14 protein-coding genes are annotated in these 18,258 nt (G+C 60.8%); 1 reads left to right on the top strand and 13 read right to left on the bottom strand.

Annotated elements, in window-relative coordinates; translation table 11 throughout:
- Positions 1 to 19: 19 nt before the first annotated feature.
- The 11 genes from KBP52_RS14845 to KBP52_RS14895 are packed head-to-tail and all read right to left on the bottom strand — an operon-like array spanning position 20 to position 14,708.
- Positions 20 to 2,635, bottom strand: coding sequence for an MMPL family transporter (locus KBP52_RS14845; RefSeq protein WP_212623041.1), 2,616 nt, complete (start codon positions 2,633 to 2,635; stop codon positions 20 to 22).
- Between the two features lie 33 nt (positions 2,636 to 2,668).
- Positions 2,669 to 3,505 carry an outer membrane lipoprotein-sorting protein gene (locus tag KBP52_RS14850; RefSeq protein ID WP_093442334.1) on the bottom strand — a complete coding sequence of 279 codons (837 nt, stop codon included), beginning with the start codon at positions 3,503 to 3,505 and terminating at the stop codon, positions 2,669 to 2,671.
- Between the two features lie 59 nt (positions 3,506 to 3,564).
- Positions 3,565 to 4,863: a DUF1302 family protein gene (locus tag KBP52_RS14855; protein ID WP_212623042.1), complete on the bottom strand. Its 1,299-nt coding sequence runs from the start codon at positions 4,861 to 4,863 to the stop codon at positions 3,565 to 3,567.
- 2 nt (positions 4,864 to 4,865) lie between these two features.
- Positions 4,866 to 5,630, bottom strand: a complete 765-nt coding sequence (locus tag KBP52_RS14860) for an SDR family NAD(P)-dependent oxidoreductase (RefSeq protein WP_212623043.1) — start codon at positions 5,628 to 5,630, stop codon at positions 4,866 to 4,868.
- Positions 5,627 to 6,364 (bottom strand): 3-oxoacyl-ACP reductase family protein, encoded by a 738-nt coding sequence (locus tag KBP52_RS14865; RefSeq protein WP_212623044.1) that lies wholly within the window; start codon positions 6,362 to 6,364, stop codon positions 5,627 to 5,629. The genes KBP52_RS14860 and KBP52_RS14865 overlap by 4 nt, the downstream gene beginning before the upstream one ends.
- A gap of 9 nt (positions 6,365 to 6,373) precedes the next feature.
- Positions 6,374 to 9,244, bottom strand: a complete 2,871-nt coding sequence (locus KBP52_RS14870; RefSeq protein ID WP_212623045.1) for an aminotransferase class III-fold pyridoxal phosphate-dependent enzyme — start codon at positions 9,242 to 9,244, stop codon at positions 6,374 to 6,376.
- Between the two features lie 54 nt (positions 9,245 to 9,298).
- Positions 9,299 to 10,507 carry a beta-ketoacyl synthase N-terminal-like domain-containing protein gene (locus KBP52_RS14875; RefSeq protein WP_212623046.1) on the bottom strand — a complete coding sequence of 403 codons (1,209 nt, stop codon included), beginning with the start codon at positions 10,505 to 10,507 and terminating at the stop codon, positions 9,299 to 9,301.
- Positions 10,504 to 11,799, bottom strand: a complete 1,296-nt coding sequence (locus KBP52_RS14880) for a beta-ketoacyl-[acyl-carrier-protein] synthase family protein (RefSeq protein ID WP_212623047.1) — start codon at positions 11,797 to 11,799, stop codon at positions 10,504 to 10,506. The genes KBP52_RS14875 and KBP52_RS14880 overlap by 4 nt, the downstream gene beginning before the upstream one ends.
- Positions 11,796 to 12,854, bottom strand: a complete 1,059-nt coding sequence (locus KBP52_RS14885) for a beta-ketoacyl synthase (RefSeq protein WP_212623048.1) — start codon at positions 12,852 to 12,854, stop codon at positions 11,796 to 11,798. Before KBP52_RS14885 ends, KBP52_RS14880 begins: the two co-directional genes overlap by 4 nt.
- A gap of 1 nt (position 12,855) precedes the next feature.
- Complete coding sequence (locus tag KBP52_RS14890) at positions 12,856 to 14,130, bottom strand: beta-ketoacyl-[acyl-carrier-protein] synthase family protein (RefSeq protein ID WP_212623049.1); 1,275 nt, start codon at positions 14,128 to 14,130, stop codon at positions 12,856 to 12,858.
- Positions 14,131 to 14,138: 8 nt separating this feature from the next.
- On the bottom strand, positions 14,139 to 14,708 hold the full coding sequence (locus KBP52_RS14895) for an acyl carrier protein (RefSeq protein WP_077570911.1): 570 nt from the start codon (positions 14,706 to 14,708) through the stop codon (positions 14,139 to 14,141).
- A 512-nt stretch (positions 14,709 to 15,220) separates the two neighbouring features.
- Here KBP52_RS14895 and KBP52_RS14900 point away from each other — a divergent pair.
- Positions 15,221 to 15,565, top strand: coding sequence for a cupin domain-containing protein (locus KBP52_RS14900; protein WP_003177747.1), 345 nt, complete (start codon positions 15,221 to 15,223; stop codon positions 15,563 to 15,565).
- 162 nt (positions 15,566 to 15,727) lie between these two features.
- On the opposite strand, the gene mmsB is transcribed toward KBP52_RS14900, so the two are convergent.
- Positions 15,728 to 16,630, bottom strand: a complete 903-nt coding sequence (gene mmsB / locus KBP52_RS14905) for a 3-hydroxyisobutyrate dehydrogenase (RefSeq protein ID WP_077570908.1) — start codon at positions 16,628 to 16,630, stop codon at positions 15,728 to 15,730.
- A gap of 10 nt (positions 16,631 to 16,640) precedes the next feature.
- A complete protein-coding gene (locus KBP52_RS14910; protein ID WP_122843069.1) occupies positions 16,641 to 18,167 on the bottom strand; it encodes a CoA-acylating methylmalonate-semialdehyde dehydrogenase in 1,527 nt (508 codons plus the stop codon).
- Positions 18,168 to 18,258: the final 91 nt, after the last annotated feature.

The following is an 18,258-nucleotide window of genomic DNA, read 5'->3' on the forward strand; positions in this document are numbered from 1 at the left end:
GCGCCCGGTCGTTGGCGAGTCAGCCCGGTACCGCCTCCCCTTCTGTGCGCACCGCTTGAACCGGCGCATGCACCGGCGCAATCGCCGCAAAGAACCACGGCGATACCAGCGTCACCAGGACAATGGTCATGACCCCGCTGGAAAACAGCGCCATCGCCACCAGTGCGCCGAGATCGACAATCGGCTTGAAGTCGGAAAACAGCAGCGCCATGAAGCCCACGGAGAAGATCACCACGTTGATCACCGTCGAGCGGCCGACGCTGTGCATCGCCTGCAAGATAGCCGCGTCGATCTCGATACCCTGCTGCACCAGCAACTTGATGCGCGACAGCAGGTGCACCGCGTAATCGACCACGCCGACCACCAGGAACGTCACCAGCGTCGTGCCGATGTTCAGCTCAATGCCGAACAGGAACATGAAGCCGTAGACCGTCACCGAGGTGGTCAGCAAGGTCAACATGCCCAGCACTCCCAAGCGTACCGATTTCAGCCAGTACATCATCATCAGCGTGACGACCAGCAAGGCCAGGGAAAAACTCAGCACCTGGCCCTGAGTGATTTCCTGCAACACCCCGGTCCAGATCAACGGCGTACCGGCGTGGGTCACTTCCAGGTTGGCCGGTTTGTTCACCAGCAACCAGGCATCAAGACGGTCGAGCATGCCCTGATAGTCGCTGGCGACCGACGAGGTCATGGTGTACAGGGTCAAGGCCTTGGAGAAATCGGCGTTGAGCACGTTGTTCAGGTCAGAGCCACCACCGTTTTCGAACAGCATCACGTGCTGCTCGATCAGCGAATTGCCCGGCACTTCAAACTGCTCGACCTGCCCGTCGTCATTGATCGAAGTGACCTTCTCAACGGCATTCGGCACCCGCAGATATTCCGGGTTCATGTCGTTGAGCACCAGGTTCATGCGCTTGACGTAAGTGGCCAGCGAGTAGCCGTAACTGACGTTCGGTTGCTGTTTGATGAAGTGGTCGAGCTTATCGATGAACTGCACCACTTCGGTGGTCAGCACGCCGCGCGGCTCTTTGCTGTCGATGGCGATCCAGCCCGGCGCCGTGCCCGCCACTTTGGCGTGGTTGATGAACTGATCGGACACGCGAATGTGGCTTTCCGGCTTGAAGTAAGCAATGCCGGAGTCTTCGATATCGACGCGGAAGGTGAACACGGTGGCCAGTGCCAACAGCGGCAGCATGACCATCAGGATCGGCTTGCGAAAGCGGATCATCCAGGCACAGAACGCCACCAGATACCGCGAGATGATCGATTCCTGGTGCACCTCAGCCTTGGCCTGCTGCGGCTGATCCTTGCCCCAGATGGAGATCCACGCCGGAATCAGCAACAGCGAAATGATCAGCGCCGCGGTCAGACCGATCGACATGAACACGCCGAAATTGCGGATGCTGACAATGTTGTTGGTGGTGGAAATCATGAACGTGGCGATGGTCGTCACGGTCGTCAACACCACCGGCACCACCATCAAGCGCTGGGTTTCGCGGTTGGCCTCGCGATTGCTCTTGCCCGCGTTTTTCTGCTCGTAATATTCAGCCATCACGTGGATCGCATCCGAGCAGCAAATGGTGAACAGGAACACCGGCAGCACACTGGTCAGCAGGTCGAACGGCACGCGCAATAGCGCCATCAGGCCCAAGGTCCAGATGGTGCAGAACAGAATATTGAACAGCGGCAGCAGCACGCCCAGCGGTTTGCGGAAGAAGAAAATCAGCAGCAAGGTAATCAACAGAAACACGATCGGAAACAGCACGGCCAGGTCGTGATCGATGATCTCCTGCTGCGCGGCGATGAAGATCGGCATGCCGGCAATGAAGATTTCGTCTTTGTACTCCGGGTGCTCGGCCTGATATTGCGCGACGATGCCGCGCACGATCTGATAAGCCCGCAGTTGCGCCTGAGCGTCGTCCTGTTTGGTGCCGAGCTCGGCCACCAGCATCGCGACTTTCTTGTCCTTTGATACCACCCCGTCGACCATCAACTCGTTGCCCATGATCTGCGACTCGACCAGCGCCGGGTCCATGTCATAGGCATTCAGGGTTTTGTGGATCAACAGCTCGCCGTCGTCGGTCAGGACGATGTTTTCCAGATCACCCATCGAGGCCATTTCGCGGATCGGGTTGATCCGTTCCGCGAGAAAGGTCAGGAACAGCTGATCATGGGAATCCCAGCTCTGGCTCTGGGCATGATCACGCAAGGCCTTGGCGTTGGCGTAATCGTTCTGCGAAAAACCACCCTCGAGAATGTCCCGGGTCAACAACTGCGCACGACTGTCGTCCGGGTGCCGGGCAACAATCTGCGCCAACTGCTCCTTGTCGGCATCGTTAGCCAGGATCATCTTGCGCACCGACTGCGACATCGAAAACAGCGCGTTGAGCGTGTTTTTGTTGAACACCGTTTGCGGGTTGTTCAGCGCCACCATGACCGAGTCGAACGTGCCGGTGAATTCACCCTGCAAATCGATGATGGTCTTGCGCGCCGGGTGACTTTCCTTGAGCAGGTAAGGGTTGGTGTCGGACACCAGCGCGCCCAGCGTATAAGTGAAATACGCCGTAATCGCCACCAGCAGGAAAACAATCGCCCGCGCATAGCGCTCGACGAAATTCAGATATCTTTCCATGATCATGCGGTTCCAGGTGGTCGGGGTCGGCGCTTAGCGGGCAGACACGGCAAAGTCCGGCAGGTCACCGGTTTTCAGCCCGCGCTTGATGGCGGTCTGGGTGAACAGGCGGTCTTCCAGAGAAACGTTGTACTGCAACTGGTTAAAGCGCATTTCCGAACGCGTGCCGTCGATAAAGTGCTCGGTCTCACTAAGGACGATGCTGTCGATCGAGTCGATGGTCGCGACTTTCTGCGTGCGCATCTGCTTGATCAACACGCCTTTGACGTCGAAAAAGTCCTGACGCATGACCAGGAAGTTCTGCTTGTCGATCCACACCTTCAGCTTGTTGTAACCGGTCTTGGCCAGCACCTCAGGGGACGCCGGCTCGCGCTCGATCACGTAGCAGTCGCGGCCCTTGATCTGTTCTTCGCCGACGAGTTTCTGCGAATAGTCTTTGACGCGGATCTTGTCCAGATCGGCGTACGAGTACTCACTGCCCATGAACGAGCCACGCTTGTCGGTGGTGGAGATGCGGCGGGTCTGACGGCTGACCGGCAGGTACATCCACTGGCTGTCTTCCAGGCCGAGGGTTTCGTGCGGGTTTTCGATGTGGAAGGCAACGTCACGCACGTCAGTCGGCGCGGAAAAGTACATGCTGAATTTGTCGCTGTCCGGGTAATCCTTTTGCAGGTAGGTGAACTCGCGAACGCGGGTATTGCCTTTCTTGTCATGCAGGATCAGCGAAACCTGGGACATGAAGCTGTTCCCGTCATTGCGATCGCGCACCTGACGGATAATCTCATCGGCATTGCCGGCCTCGGCGGCACTGGCGCAAGCGCTGCCAAGGATCAGTGCGGCGGTGGTCAGACTTTTCAAAAACGGCAACATAACAACTTCCTTTTCGTTGGATGAATGCACCTGCGCGCGAGAGCGGCAGGCGTGATGGGTCAGAACAGATAGCCGGCCGACAGCCGCACTTGATCGCGCTTGCTGTACTCGCCGAAAGTCTTCTCGGGCTTGCCGAAGAACACGTCGACTTCCAGGCCGAGCTTGATGTAGTCGACCGGCTTGTAGGTGAAGATGCCTTGCAGCAAGGCGTCGTCCTGAAACGGCGGTGAGCCAGCGACCACCAGACGACTCTTGAGGCGGTCCTGCCAATGGGTGCCTTCGGCCGACAGGGTGAACAGCGGTTCGTGTTTGTCCTGCAACATGCCGTCCTGCCAGTCGAGTAACACCTGCTCCTGCCACTGCGCGGAGATCAGCCAGTCGCGCAACAGGTAGTCGACACCCAGCAGCGACTTGACCATCGGCGTGCTGTCCGCACCGTAGGCGCGGGTCGGATTGGTCACTCGCCAATTGTCGAAATACGCCACCTCGCTGCGTACCACGATGCTGTGCCCGACATCGATCGCCAGCCCGGCACCGCCCATGGTGTAACGAGGAAACTGCCGTTCCAGCCGCGTGCGGCCGTCATCGGCGAGGCCTTCGACGGCGTACACCGGGTCTTGCTGACGGGCGCTCAAGGCAACAAAACTGGTGTCCACCGCGCCGATCCGGCCGTTGGCGCTCAGGCCATAGGAATAGCCCTTGTCGCCGTCATAGCCGGGCTTGGAGTCGAGCAGGAAATACTGCGGGTCCGGCGCAGCAAACAGTGGCGCGGCAAATTCACTGCCCTCAACCGGCGCCCGGTTTTTCACGAAGTCAGTGATCCACAGCGCCTCCAGTTCCCACTCGCCCACCGGTTGTGCAAAACGCACCATGGGCACGGCGATGCGGCTGTCTTCGAGCAGCGGCGTCAGACCATCGCGATAGTCCAGCGGGTTGATCTGATCAAGCACGCGCAATTCATCCGCGCGACCCCAGACCACCTGCTGCCAGCCCACCGTCACCTCTCCGTCACCCAGCGAATGGCCGACGTAGAGGTGCCGCCAATCGGCGTCGAAACGGTACTTGTCCCGCGCCCGCTCGCTGTACGGATTGTTGCCGTCATAGCGCGCGTCATAACGCACGCGGCCCTTGGCCTTGTAGTAACCGCCCTCCCAGTTGTCTTCCAGGTTGGCCTTGAAATACACGGCTTTTTGCGTGACCTGATCGTCGCCATGCAGACGCATGGCCGTGGCCACGCCGACTTCACCGTCGGCGTAATCAGGCTTCAGATCAGCGACAGTAAATTCGGCCATCGCGGCGGGCGCAGCCATGCACGCCCACACCGCACCCACGATGTGACTGTTGTGAAATCGAGGCATCGCTACATTCCCAACCCGACACCGCCATCGATCACCAGACTCTGGGCGGTCACCCCGCCAGCCTCGGGGCTGGCCAGGTAACGCACCATCGCCGCCACCTCTTCGCTCTGGATGAAACGGCGCATCGGCAGTTTCTTCTTCGCGTTGCGCACGATCTGTTCCTGGGTCAGCCCGGCAATTGCCGCTTGCGTCGCCAGTTCACCCTGCAACATCGGCGTATCGATCCACGCCGGCAGAATCGCGTTGACGGTGATCTGCCGCGAAGCGAGATCCAGCGCCAGCGCCTTGGTCATGCCGACGATGCCGTGCTTGGACGCGCAGTACGCGGTGTTGCGCACCTTGCCGGCACGGCCAAGGATCGACGACATATTGATGATCCGCCCACGGTCGGGCATCAGCGCCAGACACAGCGAAGTCACGTAGAACGTGCCGTTGAGGTTGACCGAAATCACCTTGTGCCAGTTGTGCAGATCCTCCGGTTCGTTCTCGTTGCAGATACCTGCACTGTTGACCAGCACGTCGACGTACTCGACTTGCGAGCCGAGTTTCTTGAAGAACGCCTCCATGGCCGGCAGGTCGGCAATGTTCGCCGCATGGGTCTCGACCCGTGCCTTGATCTGCTCCTGTTGCTCATCGACCCAGCGTTGCAGTTCGGCCAGATCGAGATCCAGCAGGATCAGGCGATTGTCGGCGTCGGCGGCAAAATTTTCGGCGACCGCGCGACCGATGCCTTTCGCCGCTCCGGTAATCAGAATGGTCCGGCTCATGGCATTTTCAACCCGCCGTTGACCGACAGGACCTCCCCGGTCAGGTACAAACCGCGATCGGCGAGGTACAGCACCGCTTCGGCAATTTCTTCAGGTTCCGCGTAGCGTTTGATCAGCAGGCGCGACTGGATTTCTTCTTCCTGACTGCCGATCAGTGCCGTGCTCATCTCGGTCTTGACGATGCCCGGGGCGACCGCGTTGACGCGAATGTTGCGCGGCGCCAGCTCCACCGCCAAGGCACGGGTCAACGATTCGACCCCGCCCTTGGCGGCGGCATAGTTGCTTTGGCCTTTGCCGGGCTTCTGCGCCGCCACCGAACTGATGTTGACGATGCAACCGCTGCGCTGGCGCAACATGCCCGGCACCACCTGCTGACAGCAGAGCATCGTGCCGATCAGGTTGGTCTGGATCACCTCGACCATGTCGCGCGCCGACATGGTCGCGAGCAAACCATCGCGAGTGATGCCGGCGTTGTTAACCAGCAGATCGATACGCTGAAAATGCTGATCGACCCGCTGGAAAAACGCCTTGATGCTGTCGCCGCTGCTGACATCGCACTGCAACGCCAGGCAATCGATTCCCGCCGCCTGAACCTCATCGCGCAAGGCCATCGCCGCGACTTCATCGCGCACGTAACTGAACGCGATCTGATAACCCGCCCCGGCCAGGGCCAGGACAATCGCCCGACCGATGCCACGACTGCCACCGGTCACCACTGCTACTTTATTCGGCATGACCGTTCCTTAGAGCGAGTTGTCGGTTTTGAACTGGGCGAGGGTGAAACCGTGAGTCGCCGCCAGTGCACGAATCTGCTGCACTTGCTCGCGGCTGATGTCGCCGTAGGAGTAGTGCTGTTTCATCCCGGACAGGCCCATCAGCACCGACTCGGCCATGCATGCGTACAACTGACCTTGCTTGAGATAGGCCCGTACGTTTTTCACCAGGCCATCACCCAGCGGGGTCTGCACGATGCCGCCGTGCATGTAGAGCACGTCGCTGCGTTGGCTGGCGAGGTTCTGGTCAACGTTCAGCGGCACGGCGATGTCGCAGATCACGCTGTTTTCGGCGAAGTGTTCGGCAAAGAGAAACGGCTGCGGTGCGTTCGCCGCGCAGAGCACGATGCGCGCCTGTTTCAGCACATCAAGATCGTTGCTGACGGTGATGAAAGCGTTCGCGCCCAAGCGTTCTTCGACCAGTTTCGCCACGCGCAGGCCTAGATCGGCACTGCTGCCATGGGCCTGCAACAGCGCATCGATGCCGTCGATTTGCTGCAGACGACGGGCGAGGCGATCGTGTTCGGCGACACCCTTGAGGATCGCGCGAGCGGCTTCGGCGTAAATCTGTTGAGCGGTTTTTTCCAGACGACGCAGGGAACCGTCGCGGCCGCTACCGATGAGGATCAAGTGCTCGACGCTGGTCGACAACAACGAGGCGTAGGTCGAGGCGATATTGCCCGCCGCACCGACCACTGCCGCGGTCTGCTCGCCCAGTTCCAGGCCTTGCTGCTTGCAGCCCTGTTCGATGGCTTCCAGGCCCATGCCGATGGTCAGGGCGTTGCCGGAAGTCAGCGCCATGTCGGGGATCTGCAGCGCCTGGCAGTTGTTGGTGACGATCGAGGTGTACATGCCCAGCCCGGCGACAGTGTAGCCATCTGCGCGGGCATCCTTGATGCGGTTGCCAACTTCTTCGCGGATGGTTTGCAGATCGCCGCTGGCGATGTACGCCGCCATGGCATCGGAATCCATGCACAGCGGGTACAGGGTGAATTCCACGGCGGTGCCGAGTTTCGAGCGAATCAGCACCGGGCCGATGGGCGCGGCTCGGCGCTCGGGCGCCATGCGCTTGATGAACTCGCGTTTCTGCTCGGAGCTCAGGGTCGACAGGGAAGGATCGACGTCGCTGAGCATGTCCGAATCAATCAAATGGTTGATGAACGCCACGCGCGCCACCACGCGCACGTTCTCGTCAGACTTTGGGCGGGTTTCGCTCTCCTTGAAGCTGACTTCGCGCGCCGGTACGTCAGCGATGCTGTCGGCGCACACACCGGCGGCCAGCGGGAAGGCATCGCGGCGGCGCAGCATGTCGCAGACTTTCTGCAAGGAGGCGATCAAGCCGTCGATTTCTTCGAAGGTGATGCACACCGGCGGCTCCAGACGGATCACATTGGCGTTGCTGCCCGACGGCGCCACGCGCAGGGATTCGAATTGCAGCAGGTAGCCGGCAATGATGTAGCCCAGCGCATCGTTGTACTGCGCCGAGGCCTGAACCAGTGAGCTGGTGCCGGTCAGATCGTGTAATTCGAAGCCCAGCAGCAAGCCGCGACCACGCACGTCGGCGATGACGTCCGGGTAGGCAGACTTCAGTTCCAGCAGCGACGCCTTGAGGTACTCGCCCTTCTTGTTCACGTCCTTGAGCATCGCGCTGTCGTTCTCGAACAGACGGCGCAAGGCCGACAGGGCGATATGGCAGGACGCGTCATCTTCGGCAAAGGTCGAACTGTGGATGTAGCTGAAATCGTTTTCGTAGTGGCTGGCGCGAATCACCGTCGCGGCAATCTTCATCAGGCCACCGCCCAAGGCTTTCGACAGGCAGTAGTAATCACCCTGCAAGTTGAAATGGCTGGCGCCGAGCAAGGTGCCGGTGCGGCCGAAACCCGATTGCACTTCATCGATGATCAGCGGGCATTGCTGCTCGTTGCACAGACGCCGCAGGCCCAGATAAAACTCATTGGCGAACTCGTTGATGCCGCCCTCGCCCTGAATCGGCTCAAGCAATACCGCCGTGATCGCGCTGAATGCTTCGCGGCGCACTTGCAGGGTTTCGCCGCGCCATTCCAGGCTCAGCCAGTGACGAATATGACGGGCCGGCAGCTCCTGCAATTGCTGTGGCTGTTGCGGGTCGATGAACTCGACGTTGAGGCCGAAACGGGCGAACGGTTTGCGGTACTGCTTGCCATAGGTCAACTGAACGGTGTTCACCAGTTTGCCGTGGAAGCTGCCGCGCACCGCCAGAAACACCGGCTCGACATGCAGCTGCGCCAGGTTGTGCTGACGCACCGCTTCGGCCACTTGGCGCACGGTGACGCAGGACAGATTCTGCGGCAGCAGGCCGGCTGGCAAATCGAGATCGTCGACGTCCAGCTCGACATAAGCCTTGTCGCTGGCAACCAGATTGGCGAGGGCGAAGTCGCGCTCGTCGAATTGCTTCTGCAGGTTTTTCTGACGACGGTATTCGGCGTGCTTGACGGCGATTTCCACCGACTCGGCGCCACTGTTGGAGAAGGTCGAAATGTAGCGTTCGCTGTTGTTCAGTTCACGGTTGAAGGCTTCACTGAGTTCACGCCCCAACTGCCCGGCCGCACCGCGCACCGACATCTGCGCGTTGAACGGCACATCGGCGCGCAGCAGGTCGACGAGTTGATCGACAAATTGCGGATCGTTGTGGCCATACAGCGCGGCGCCGTAACCACCGAGGAAGTCGGTGACGGTCACTTCGTCGCCCTGGCGGTCGCGGTAAAACAGTTTGCTGCCCAGTGCTCTGTGGAACTGACATTCGAGGCCCAGAGCCTGCATCAATTCAACGAATTTCGGCCGTACGTAATCGCGGTAATCCATGACAGTGCTATCCCTTAAGTAAAAAATCAGCTGCGTTTCGTTGCGTGCCGACGGTCAGTCGGCCGCGTGAAATTCGAGTTGGTAACCGGCGCTGAAACCGTTGTCGTCGCGGTTGATGACCAGGCAATCGTGCAGCACGGCATCGCGCGGCCCACCGATCACAAACGGCAGATGCGCATCCAGCGGTTGCTCCAGGCCACTGACCGGCGGGATGCTTTGCGCCTGCAAGGCCTGCCGGGCAAAGATCAGGTCAACCAGACTCGGTGCACCACTTAGAATGCCGGTCAGTGGTGTGCTGCTGGTGATGTGCGCGGCGCCGGTTCGCGCCAGCGTGCGGGCCAGATCGGCATCCTTGTGCGGATCGCCCGTGGCGCTGCTGATCAGCAGATCCACCTGTTTGTCCGGCAGGTTCAGTGAATCCAGACGCGGGTGTGCGAACAGAGCGGTCAGACAGGTTTGCGGCCCGGCCGGCACATCATCGGCGCGGCGCAACACCAGTGCCGCCGCACCTTCGCCGGCAATACCACCACTGCCCTGGCGATCGAAGGCGCGCAGGCTTTGCGAAGCATCGGTGCTGATTACGCCAGCCTCGGCCAGTGCGGCGAGCGCCAGCGGATCCAGTTCACTGCCCGCGCCCACCACAATGGCTGCGTCGATCCGACCGCTCTGCAACGCCGCGCAGGCTTCGCGCAACGCCGCCAGATTGCCGGCCACGCCTTGCATGTAGGCGTTGCATTCGCACTCGAGCTTCAAGGCCAGACTGACGACGCCGAGCAAACCGTTGCTGAGGCTTTTGAGGACTAGAAACGGATCGAGCGCGCGCTCCTGCAACACGCGTTTGGCCAGACGCTGCATGTCGGCACCGGTCTCGGTCTGACACTCGTGCAACAGTTCGCCGTAAGACGCGAGCGACGGATGGGTGTAACCGCCCTGGCAGCAATAGAGACCAAAACGCACGTTGTCGCGGCCCGGTTCAAGCCCGGCCTCGGCCAACGCCTGGCGCACGGCACTGACGCCCCAGATCACCGCCGGCGGGCAGTAACGCTGGAGGTTTTGCGCAATGTCCTGACGGCTACGTTGATGGTCTCGATCAGCGATGTGCCCGAACGCGATGACACGCTCGCTGTGGAACAACGACGAGTTCAGGGGCGAGATCGCGCTACGCCCTTCGCGGGCCGCCGAGCAGAAACCCTCAACGCCCCAGCCGGTGGGCAACACACAACCGCTGCCGGCGATCGCGACACGTACAGTGGCGTCAGTCATTGTCCATGCTCCCGATATTTGCCAAGGGCCAGCGAGGTATTGAGGCCACCGAAACCGAAGGAATTGCTCAGCGCGTAATCCACTCGGCGACTGACGGCTTGCCCGGCGCAATAATCCAGATCGCACTGTTCGTCGGCGTCATGCAGGTTCACCGTTGGCGTGACCAGATCGTTGAGGCAGGCCAACGCGGTGACGATGCATTCAGGGGCGCCAGCGGCCGCGATCAGGTGACCGAACTGTGATTTGTTAGCGCTGACGGCCAGGGCTCGATAATGCTTGTGCTCGGCGAACACGCTTTTGATCGCCAGGGTTTCGGCCACGTCGTTGAGCGGTGTCGAGGTGCCGTGGGCGTTGATCAGATCGATCTGCTGCGGGCGTAGCCCGGCATCGTCGAGCGCGGCCTGCATCGCCAGTGCCGCACCGCGTCCTTCGGGTTGCGGTGCGGTGACTTTGTAGGCGTCCAGACTGCTGCCGAAACCCAACACCTCGGCATATGGCGTGGCGCCACGAGCCAAGGCATGTTCGAGGCTTTCCAGCACGACGAAACCACCGCCCTCGCCGGCAATCAGACCGCTGCGATCACGATCGAACGGGCGACACAGATCCGCGCCCCAGCGCTGCTCGCCGGACGCAGCACCGAGTAGATACAACGCAGCCATGGTGTCGAGGTTGAGCACCGAGTCGGCGCCACCCGCCAGCGCTACGCTGACTTCGCCGCGACGAATCATCTGAAAGGCATTGCCAATGGCTTGTGAAGCACCGGCACAGGCACTGCTGATGTTGATCACCGGCCCTTCACAGCCCAGGTCGTCGGCGATTACCCGCGCCAGACGGTCATTGCTCTGACGCAGCGAGCCATCGGCATTCACTTGCCCGGCCCGCGGCATCAGGTATGACCAGCTCGGGGTGCCGCCATTCGGCGCTTCAGTCAGCAGCATGTCGGCGAGCATGTGCTGCGGTGCTCCCGAAGCACATAGCACCGCCGCGCCCCGCAACTGTTCTGGTTGCAAGCCGCTGTCACCGACGGCCTGCGTGGCAGCCACCCAGCCAAACCGACTGCGCTTTTCCAGCGGCATCGTCCAGGCCGGATGGCTGTGCAGTTTTTCCGGCAACTGGCGCATGTCGACAGGCGCTGCATAACGCACCGCGAACGACGCCTCTTGCACGTCGTCCGGCTGCCATGCCCGCACGCAATGTTCGGCGCCGAGCATTTTTTCCCAGAGGGTCTGCCATTCGAAACCGAACCCGGTAACGGCGCCCAATCCGGTGATCACAATCCGTGTCGCACTCATGCGTGCTTCTCCATGGTTTCACTGGCCAACAGCAATGCGCCCCAGTGACCGGCGCGAGTGTGGCTGACAAGCAACGTGTAGCCCGGCGTCGCCGCGACTTCACGGCTGAGGTGCAAGGTCAGTGCGACCTCGGTCAGCAAGGCGCTGGCGCCCAGTTCACCGGTCATGGCGCGGGTACTGCGAATCTCGCGCGGGAAGGCTTCGAGCAACTTCATCACTTGCCCGTCAGCGCAATTGCCGACGATATGCTCGACGTCGCCGACCCGCAGTTTCTCGACACTCAGCACCTGGTCGATCACGCGCCGACCCACCGCCACAGATCGTTGCGGATCCGTGCTGTAACCACGGGCAAACCCGGCAATGCGCACGGCGTGTACCGCGCCCGGCGCAGGTGTCGACGCCAGCAACAGCGCGGCGGCGCCCTCACCGAAAATCGGTTCGCTCGCCGGGTCGGGCTCGCGCAGGTACAGGGCCGGGGTCAGGTTCGGACTGCTGCTGACCACCAACGCGGCGTCGGCATGCCGCTCGCCAATCTGCTGGCAGGCTTCGATCAGCGCATCCAGCCCGGCGTTGTCCTGGGAACAGAACCCGCCCATTGGCCCGTGGCATTCGAGCGCTTCAGCCACATAGGCCATCACGCTGCTGTTGAGCAGGGTCAGCGCATGCAGAGGGGGGGTGTTGGCCAATAACTGCGCCAGTTGTTTTTGCGGCTGTTCGATGATCGCCTGCACCGCATCCCAGCAAGGACTCGGCGCATCGACTTCGGGAATGGCCGCTGTCAGGGCAATGCGTGACGCGGGCAATTGCAGCGCCGACAGCGCTGGCGCCAGCCGTGCGGCGCAATGCAACAGGCGCAAGCCCTGCGGTTCGACGCTGCGCTGGATCTTGCGATCAAACAGGTCACTGGCCAGTCGCGGCGTCGGCAAGGCAAATGCCTGACGCTGTGCGTCAAAGGCCAGCGGTTGCGCCGCGCAGGGTGTGCCGAGCAAGTCAGCACATTCACTGCCCGCCACATTCAGCACCGCAGCGGCATTGAGATAGATGGCTCGGTTCATGTCATGCCCTCCCCAGAACCAGCGAGCTATTGATGCCGCCGAAGCCGAACGAGTTGGACATCACTACGCTGATCGGCTGGCGCACCGGCTCGCTCAAGAACTTCAGCGAAGGGTATTCGGCACGCTCGGGGTCATAATTCAGGGTGGGCAACAGCACACCGTCACGCAGGCTCATCAGCGACAGCACTGCTTCGATCGCACCACTGCCTGCCAACGAATGACCGATGGCGGATTTGTTGGCGGTGAAAGTCATGAAGTCCTGGCAGCCGCCGAACAGACGCTGCAGCGCCAACGCTTCACAACTGTCATTGGCCTGCGTGGAGGTGCCATGGGTGTTGACGTGTTGCACGGCGCTGCGCAGCAGCCCGGCGTCTTCGATTGCTGCTTCCATGCATTCCTCGTATTTACTGCCGTCGCGACTGCTGGAGGTCATTTTCTGCGCCTCGCAGACATTCGCGTAACCCAACACCCGGCCCAGTGGCGCAGCCTTGCGCCGTTGGGCGTGTTCAGCGGATTCGAGAATGACCATCGCCGAGCCTTCGCTGAGGACAAAACCGCTACGGTCAGGCATGAACGGGCGGCTCTGTTCGCTCGCCGGCAGGTCGGCCTGACAGAGCGCGCCGAGGCTGTTGAACATGTAATAAGGCAGTTCGTTGGCCATCAGTTCGACGGCGCCGCAAATAGCCAGATCGATCTCGCCGCGCTCGATGGCCCGGTAAGCACTGCCGATGGCCATGGTGCCGGCGGCACAGGCATCGGAATGGGTCGAGATGTGATCGCGGATGCCGAGCCGATCGGCCAGGTGTTGCGTCTGCTGATCGACCCGCCGGATGAAAGTCGCGCTGGACGCTGCCGGACTGTCCAGCAGACGGTCGAGGTCGACGCGTCCGGCCTCATCCATGCAACGGCTGACCCGCAGCAGGTCTTGGCTATCGGCACAGTACTTGTTGGCCCCCAGAAACAGACCGCTGCGACTGTGGGCAAAGTCTGCCGGCGTCAGGCCGGCGTGCTCCAGCGCCTGCCGGGCGACGTATTCGGCCAGCACACTTTGCCGTGGGTGCAGCGCCGCGTTGCCGCCGAAACCGGCAGCGATGCGCTGCCACTGCGTATCGTCGATAAATCCGGCGGCGCTGTTGTTGAATCCCAACGCCTTGAACCGCGGATGTTCGCGGACACAGGATTGCTTCCGGCAAATCCGCTCGAACAACGTGGCAGCGTCCAGCGCCATGGGCGCCACCAGACCGAACCCGCTCACATAGACTTCTCGTGCCCGCATGAGAACTCCTACACCGCTTCTTTGGCGTGAGTGGTGACAAACTGCTCAACCAATTGACGGGACACTTCATCGCCATCCGCCGGCACCAGACGCGCACTGCACGCGCCACAGACCACTTGTTGGCGCTCGTTCAGAACAGCTTGGTGAGCGTTGCAATCCGGGCAGGTCGCCGGCAGGTAGTTGAAGAGATTGCGGCACTGGTTGGCCCAGTTACGCACGGTGGTCGCGGCGAACACCTGAGCCGGTTGCATGCCCGCCTTCAGCTGATCCGGGGTGTAGGCGCTCAGGCTTTGCTCAAGCAGGCGCTTGCCGCTTTCGGTAATGCGACCGTTGGCGAGAAACTCGCTGGCATCACCGCAAACCGCCACCGCATGGTCAAGCACGCTGGTTTTCGGCAGTGTGCAGCCATATTGGCGGCCCAGCTGGAAGCTCAGGTCGACGATGTCCAGCGAGTCGGCACCGAGGTCTTCGACGATGCTGCTGTTTTCTTCGATGTCATTCGCATCCATCACCAACAGCTGTGCGAGGATTTCGCGAGTGCTGGCAACGACATGTTCCAAGTCCAATGGATTGTTCATTTCTATCTCCCTATATGTCGTGACTACTTCATGAATTCGACTTATGAAAAGTAACTTTTCCCACAGCAACTTCTCACGCGGCGGGAATCTAAACTCTGCCCTTAAGGGGAGAGTCAACGAACTATTCAAGGTTTTTTTACAACTCGAAAAAAGTCTGCAAAACCCCACTGAGACCGCACCTCCTTGGTGCGATGAACGACTTATTTACTTAACAAATACGGGGTAAGGTGGGGCGCCCGCGGTAACAGGCAGGCTGACTATCGAAAGCAACTAAGGACGCAACGGAACAGACGTACTAAAAGTAAAAACCAGACAAGTAAAATAGTTATAACTTCATAACCTTTGTTTTAGGTCAGTACTGCCGTTAATTGATTTTGCTGGAAGGTTTACTCCCCGATCCGTAAAACCTGGCAGCGTTTATGGATATCTGCATGTCGAACACAGACATCTGGGCCAAGGCGCGGCGCTATAGGGTGCAGCTTCCGTTTGATCGCCTTGTCTGGAGCCGACACATGACCGCCCCTATCACCGTTCTACGCGACACCCATCCGCTGCCGGTACTCGATGCCTGCAAATGGGAAAAACTCGAAGGCGACCCGCACACCGTCAACCTCAATGCCTACACCAGCGAAGACGGCAGCAAGATCATGGGCACATGGATCTGCACACCGGGCAAATGGCGCGTCGATTATGTGAAGTGGGAGTACTGCCATTTCCAGGAAGGCTACTGCGTGATCACCCCGGACGGCATGGCGCCGATTCATCTGCGCGCCGGCGATATCTTCGTGGTTGAACCGGGCATGAAAGGCACGTGGGAAGTGGTTGAGACCGTGCGCAAATATTTCGTGTTCGCCTGATGCAAAAAAGCCGGGAGATCACCTGACGTGATTTCCCGGCAAACAATGTCTGTTATACGCAAATCCCCTGTGGGAGCGAGCCTGCTCGCGAAAGCGGACCGTCAGTCCTTCCTTGTTGAAGCAACCGCCGTCATCGCGAGCAGGCTCGCTCCCACAATTTGTTCAGCGCTGTCCGTCTATTGCAGGCTTGCGATAGCTGTTGATGATCGCCGAGAAATCCTTCCCGCCGTCACCGCGCTGACTCATCGCCTGATACAACTGCTGCGCCACCGCGCCGAGCACCACCGGTTGGTGTGCCTGACGCGCCGCTTCGGTCGCCAGCCCCAGATCCTTCAGCATGAGTTCCGCGCCAAACCCGCCGGTATAACCCCGCGAAGCCGGCGCCGTTTCAACAATTCCCGGCCACGGGTTGTACATCTCCGAACTCCAGCAGCGCCCGGTCGAGCTGTTGATGATCCCGGCCAGCACCGAGGTGTCGATGCCCAACGCATCACCCAGCGCCATCGCCTCGCTGACGCCGACCATCGAGATCGCCAGCAGCAGGTTGTTGCAGATCTTGGCGATCTGCCCGGTGCCGACTTCACCGCAATGCACGATGTTGCGACCCATCTGCGCCAGCACCGGTTGCAGGGTGGCGAACAGTTCCGGAGTGGCGCCGACCATGAAGGTCAGCGTGCCTGCGGTCGCACCGCCGGTGCCACCGGACACCGGCGCATCGGCCATGGCCACACCCTGTTTCGCCGCGGCGGCCGCTACATCACGGGCAGTCTGCGGATCGATGGTGCTGCAATCCACCGCTGGCACACCTTGGCGAATGCCAGCCAGCACACCGTCCTCACCGAGCCAGACACTGCGCACATGCACCGCGGCCGGCAGCATGGTGATCACCAGTTCGGCATCCTCGGCCGCTTCACGCGCCGAAGCGCGAATGGTCCCGCCCAGTTGCTCCAGTTCCGCCAGCACGGTTTTGTTCAGGTCGACCAGACTCAGCGAGTGGCCAGCCTTGATCAGGTTGCGCGCCATCGGCGCGCCCATGTTGCCCAGACCGATAAATGCGATTTTCATGATCGATTCCTCAGCGCAGGTTGATGGTGGTGTTCACGCCGTCGTTGACGCTGTCGTCATCGAACCAGCGCGCGGTGACCGTTTTGGTCTGCGTGTAGAACTGCACCACTTGCTTGCCGTACGGGCCGAGGTCGCCGAGTTTCGAACCGCGCGAACCGGTGAAGCTGAAGAATGGCACCGGCACTGGAATCGGGATATTGATGCCGACCTGGCCGACGTCGATTTCCGTCTGGAATTTACGCGCCGCCGCACCGCTCTGGGTGAACAGGCCGGTGCCGTTGCCGAACGGGTTGGCGTTGACCAGCGCGATGGCCTGATCAAGGGTATCGACTTCCAGCACCACCAACACTGGGCCGAAGATTTCCTGGGTGTAGATCTGCATATCGGTGGTCACGCCCGAGAACAGGGTCGGGCCGACAAAGTTGCCTTGCTCGTAGCCCGGTACCTTGATGTCGCGACCGTCCAGTTCCAGCTTGGCGCCTTCCTTGATGCCGCTTTCGATCAGATCGAGAATTCGCGCCTTGGCTTTCTTCGAGATCACCGGACCAACATCGGTGCCAGGCTCATTGCCGGCGTTGACGGTGAGTTTCTGCGCCAGCGCTTTCAGATCCGGCAGCCATTGTTTCGCCGCGCCGACCAGCACCACCACGGAGGTGGCCATGCAACGTTGCCCGGCCGCACCGAAACCGGCGCCGACCAAGGCATTCAGCGCTTGCTCGCGGTTGGCATCGGCCAGCACCACAGCGTGGTTCTTCGCGCCCATCATTGATTGCACACGCTTGCCGTGTTTTCCCGCCAAGTCGTAAACGTGGGTGCCGACAGCGGTCGAACCGACGAAGGACACGGCTTTGATGTCCTTGTGCGTGCACAGGCCATCGACCACGTCCTTACCGCCATGAACCACGTTCAACACGCCCGCCGGAACGCCGGCCTCGATTGCCAGCTCGACCAGCAACATGGTCGACAGCGGATCCTGTTCGGACGGTTTCAAGACGAAGGTGTTGCCGCAGGCGATGGCCATCGGGAACATCCACAGCGGAATCATCGCCGGGAAGTTGAACGGTGTGATGCCGGCGCACACACCGATTGGCTGACGCAGGGTGTAAGTATCAACGCCGCCGGCGACGTTTTCGGCAAATTCGCCCATTTGCAGGCTGCCGATGGAGCAGGCGTGCTCGACCACTTCCAGGCCACGGAAAATATCGCCCTCGGCGTCTGCAATGGTTTTGCCCTGCTCGGCACTGAGCACCACGGCGATGCGCTTGGAGTGTTCGCGGATCAGCGCTTGCAGCTTGAGCATGATGCGCATGCGCGCGCCGATCGGGGTCAGTTTCCAGGTCTGGAAGGCACGCTGAGCAGCGCTGACGGCAGCATCGACTTCAGCGGCGGTAGCGAACGGCACTTTCGCCAGCACTTGCTGGGTCGCCGGGTTGACGATGTCGTGCCATTCGGTGGACTGCGACTCGACCCATTCGCCGTCGATCAGCAGTTTGACTTTCTGCAGCGTGGTGTCGTTGGGCGTAAGCGATGCGTTCATGCTGGTCTCCGAAACTTGTTTTTATCGTAGGAGCCAAGGCGAAAGGTTCGCCTTGAGATGAGGCGTGTGTCACGAATTGGTTGTCGGACTG

It is taken from the genome of Pseudomonas sp. SCA2728.1_7 (assembly GCF_018138145.1).
Classification (GTDB): domain Bacteria; phylum Pseudomonadota; class Gammaproteobacteria; order Pseudomonadales; family Pseudomonadaceae; genus Aquipseudomonas; species Aquipseudomonas koreensis_A.

Bases quoted from the DNA above. Each gene is read 5' to 3' on its own strand.
- KBP52_RS14880 (WP_212623047.1), bottom strand. From the start codon at position 11,799: ATGAGTGCGACACGGATTGTGATCACCGGATTGGGCGCCGTTACCGGG.
- KBP52_RS14870 (WP_212623045.1), bottom strand. From the start codon at position 9,244: ATGGATTACCGCGATTACGTACGGCCGAAATTCGTTGAATTGATGCAG.
- KBP52_RS14850 (WP_093442334.1), bottom strand. From the start codon at position 3,505: ATGTTGCCGTTTTTGAAAAGTCTGACCACCGCCGCACTGATCCTTGGC.
- KBP52_RS14865 (WP_212623044.1), bottom strand. From the start codon at position 6,364: ATGCCGAATAAAGTAGCAGTGGTGACCGGTGGCAGTCGTGGCATCGGT.
- mmsB (WP_077570908.1), bottom strand. From the start codon at position 16,630: ATGAAAATCGCATTTATCGGTCTGGGCAACATGGGCGCGCCGATGGCG.
- KBP52_RS14910 (WP_122843069.1), bottom strand. From the start codon at position 18,167: ATGAACGCATCGCTTACGCCCAACGACACCACGCTGCAGAAAGTCAAA.
- KBP52_RS14895 (WP_077570911.1), bottom strand. From the start codon at position 14,708: ATGAACAATCCATTGGACTTGGAACATGTCGTTGCCAGCACTCGCGAA.
- KBP52_RS14845 (WP_212623041.1), bottom strand. From the start codon at position 2,635: ATGGAAAGATATCTGAATTTCGTCGAGCGCTATGCGCGGGCGATTGTT.
- KBP52_RS14890 (WP_212623049.1), bottom strand. From the start codon at position 14,130: ATGCGGGCACGAGAAGTCTATGTGAGCGGGTTCGGTCTGGTGGCGCCC.
- KBP52_RS14885 (WP_212623048.1), bottom strand. From the start codon at position 12,854: ATGAACCGAGCCATCTATCTCAATGCCGCTGCGGTGCTGAATGTGGCG.
- KBP52_RS14860 (WP_212623043.1), bottom strand. From the start codon at position 5,630: ATGAGCCGGACCATTCTGATTACCGGAGCGGCGAAAGGCATCGGTCGC.
- KBP52_RS14875 (WP_212623046.1), bottom strand. From the start codon at position 10,507: ATGACTGACGCCACTGTACGTGTCGCGATCGCCGGCAGCGGTTGTGTG.
- KBP52_RS14900 (WP_003177747.1), top strand. From the start codon at position 15,221: ATGACCGCCCCTATCACCGTTCTACGCGACACCCATCCGCTGCCGGTA.
- KBP52_RS14855 (WP_212623042.1), bottom strand. From the start codon at position 4,863: ATGCCTCGATTTCACAACAGTCACATCGTGGGTGCGGTGTGGGCGTGC.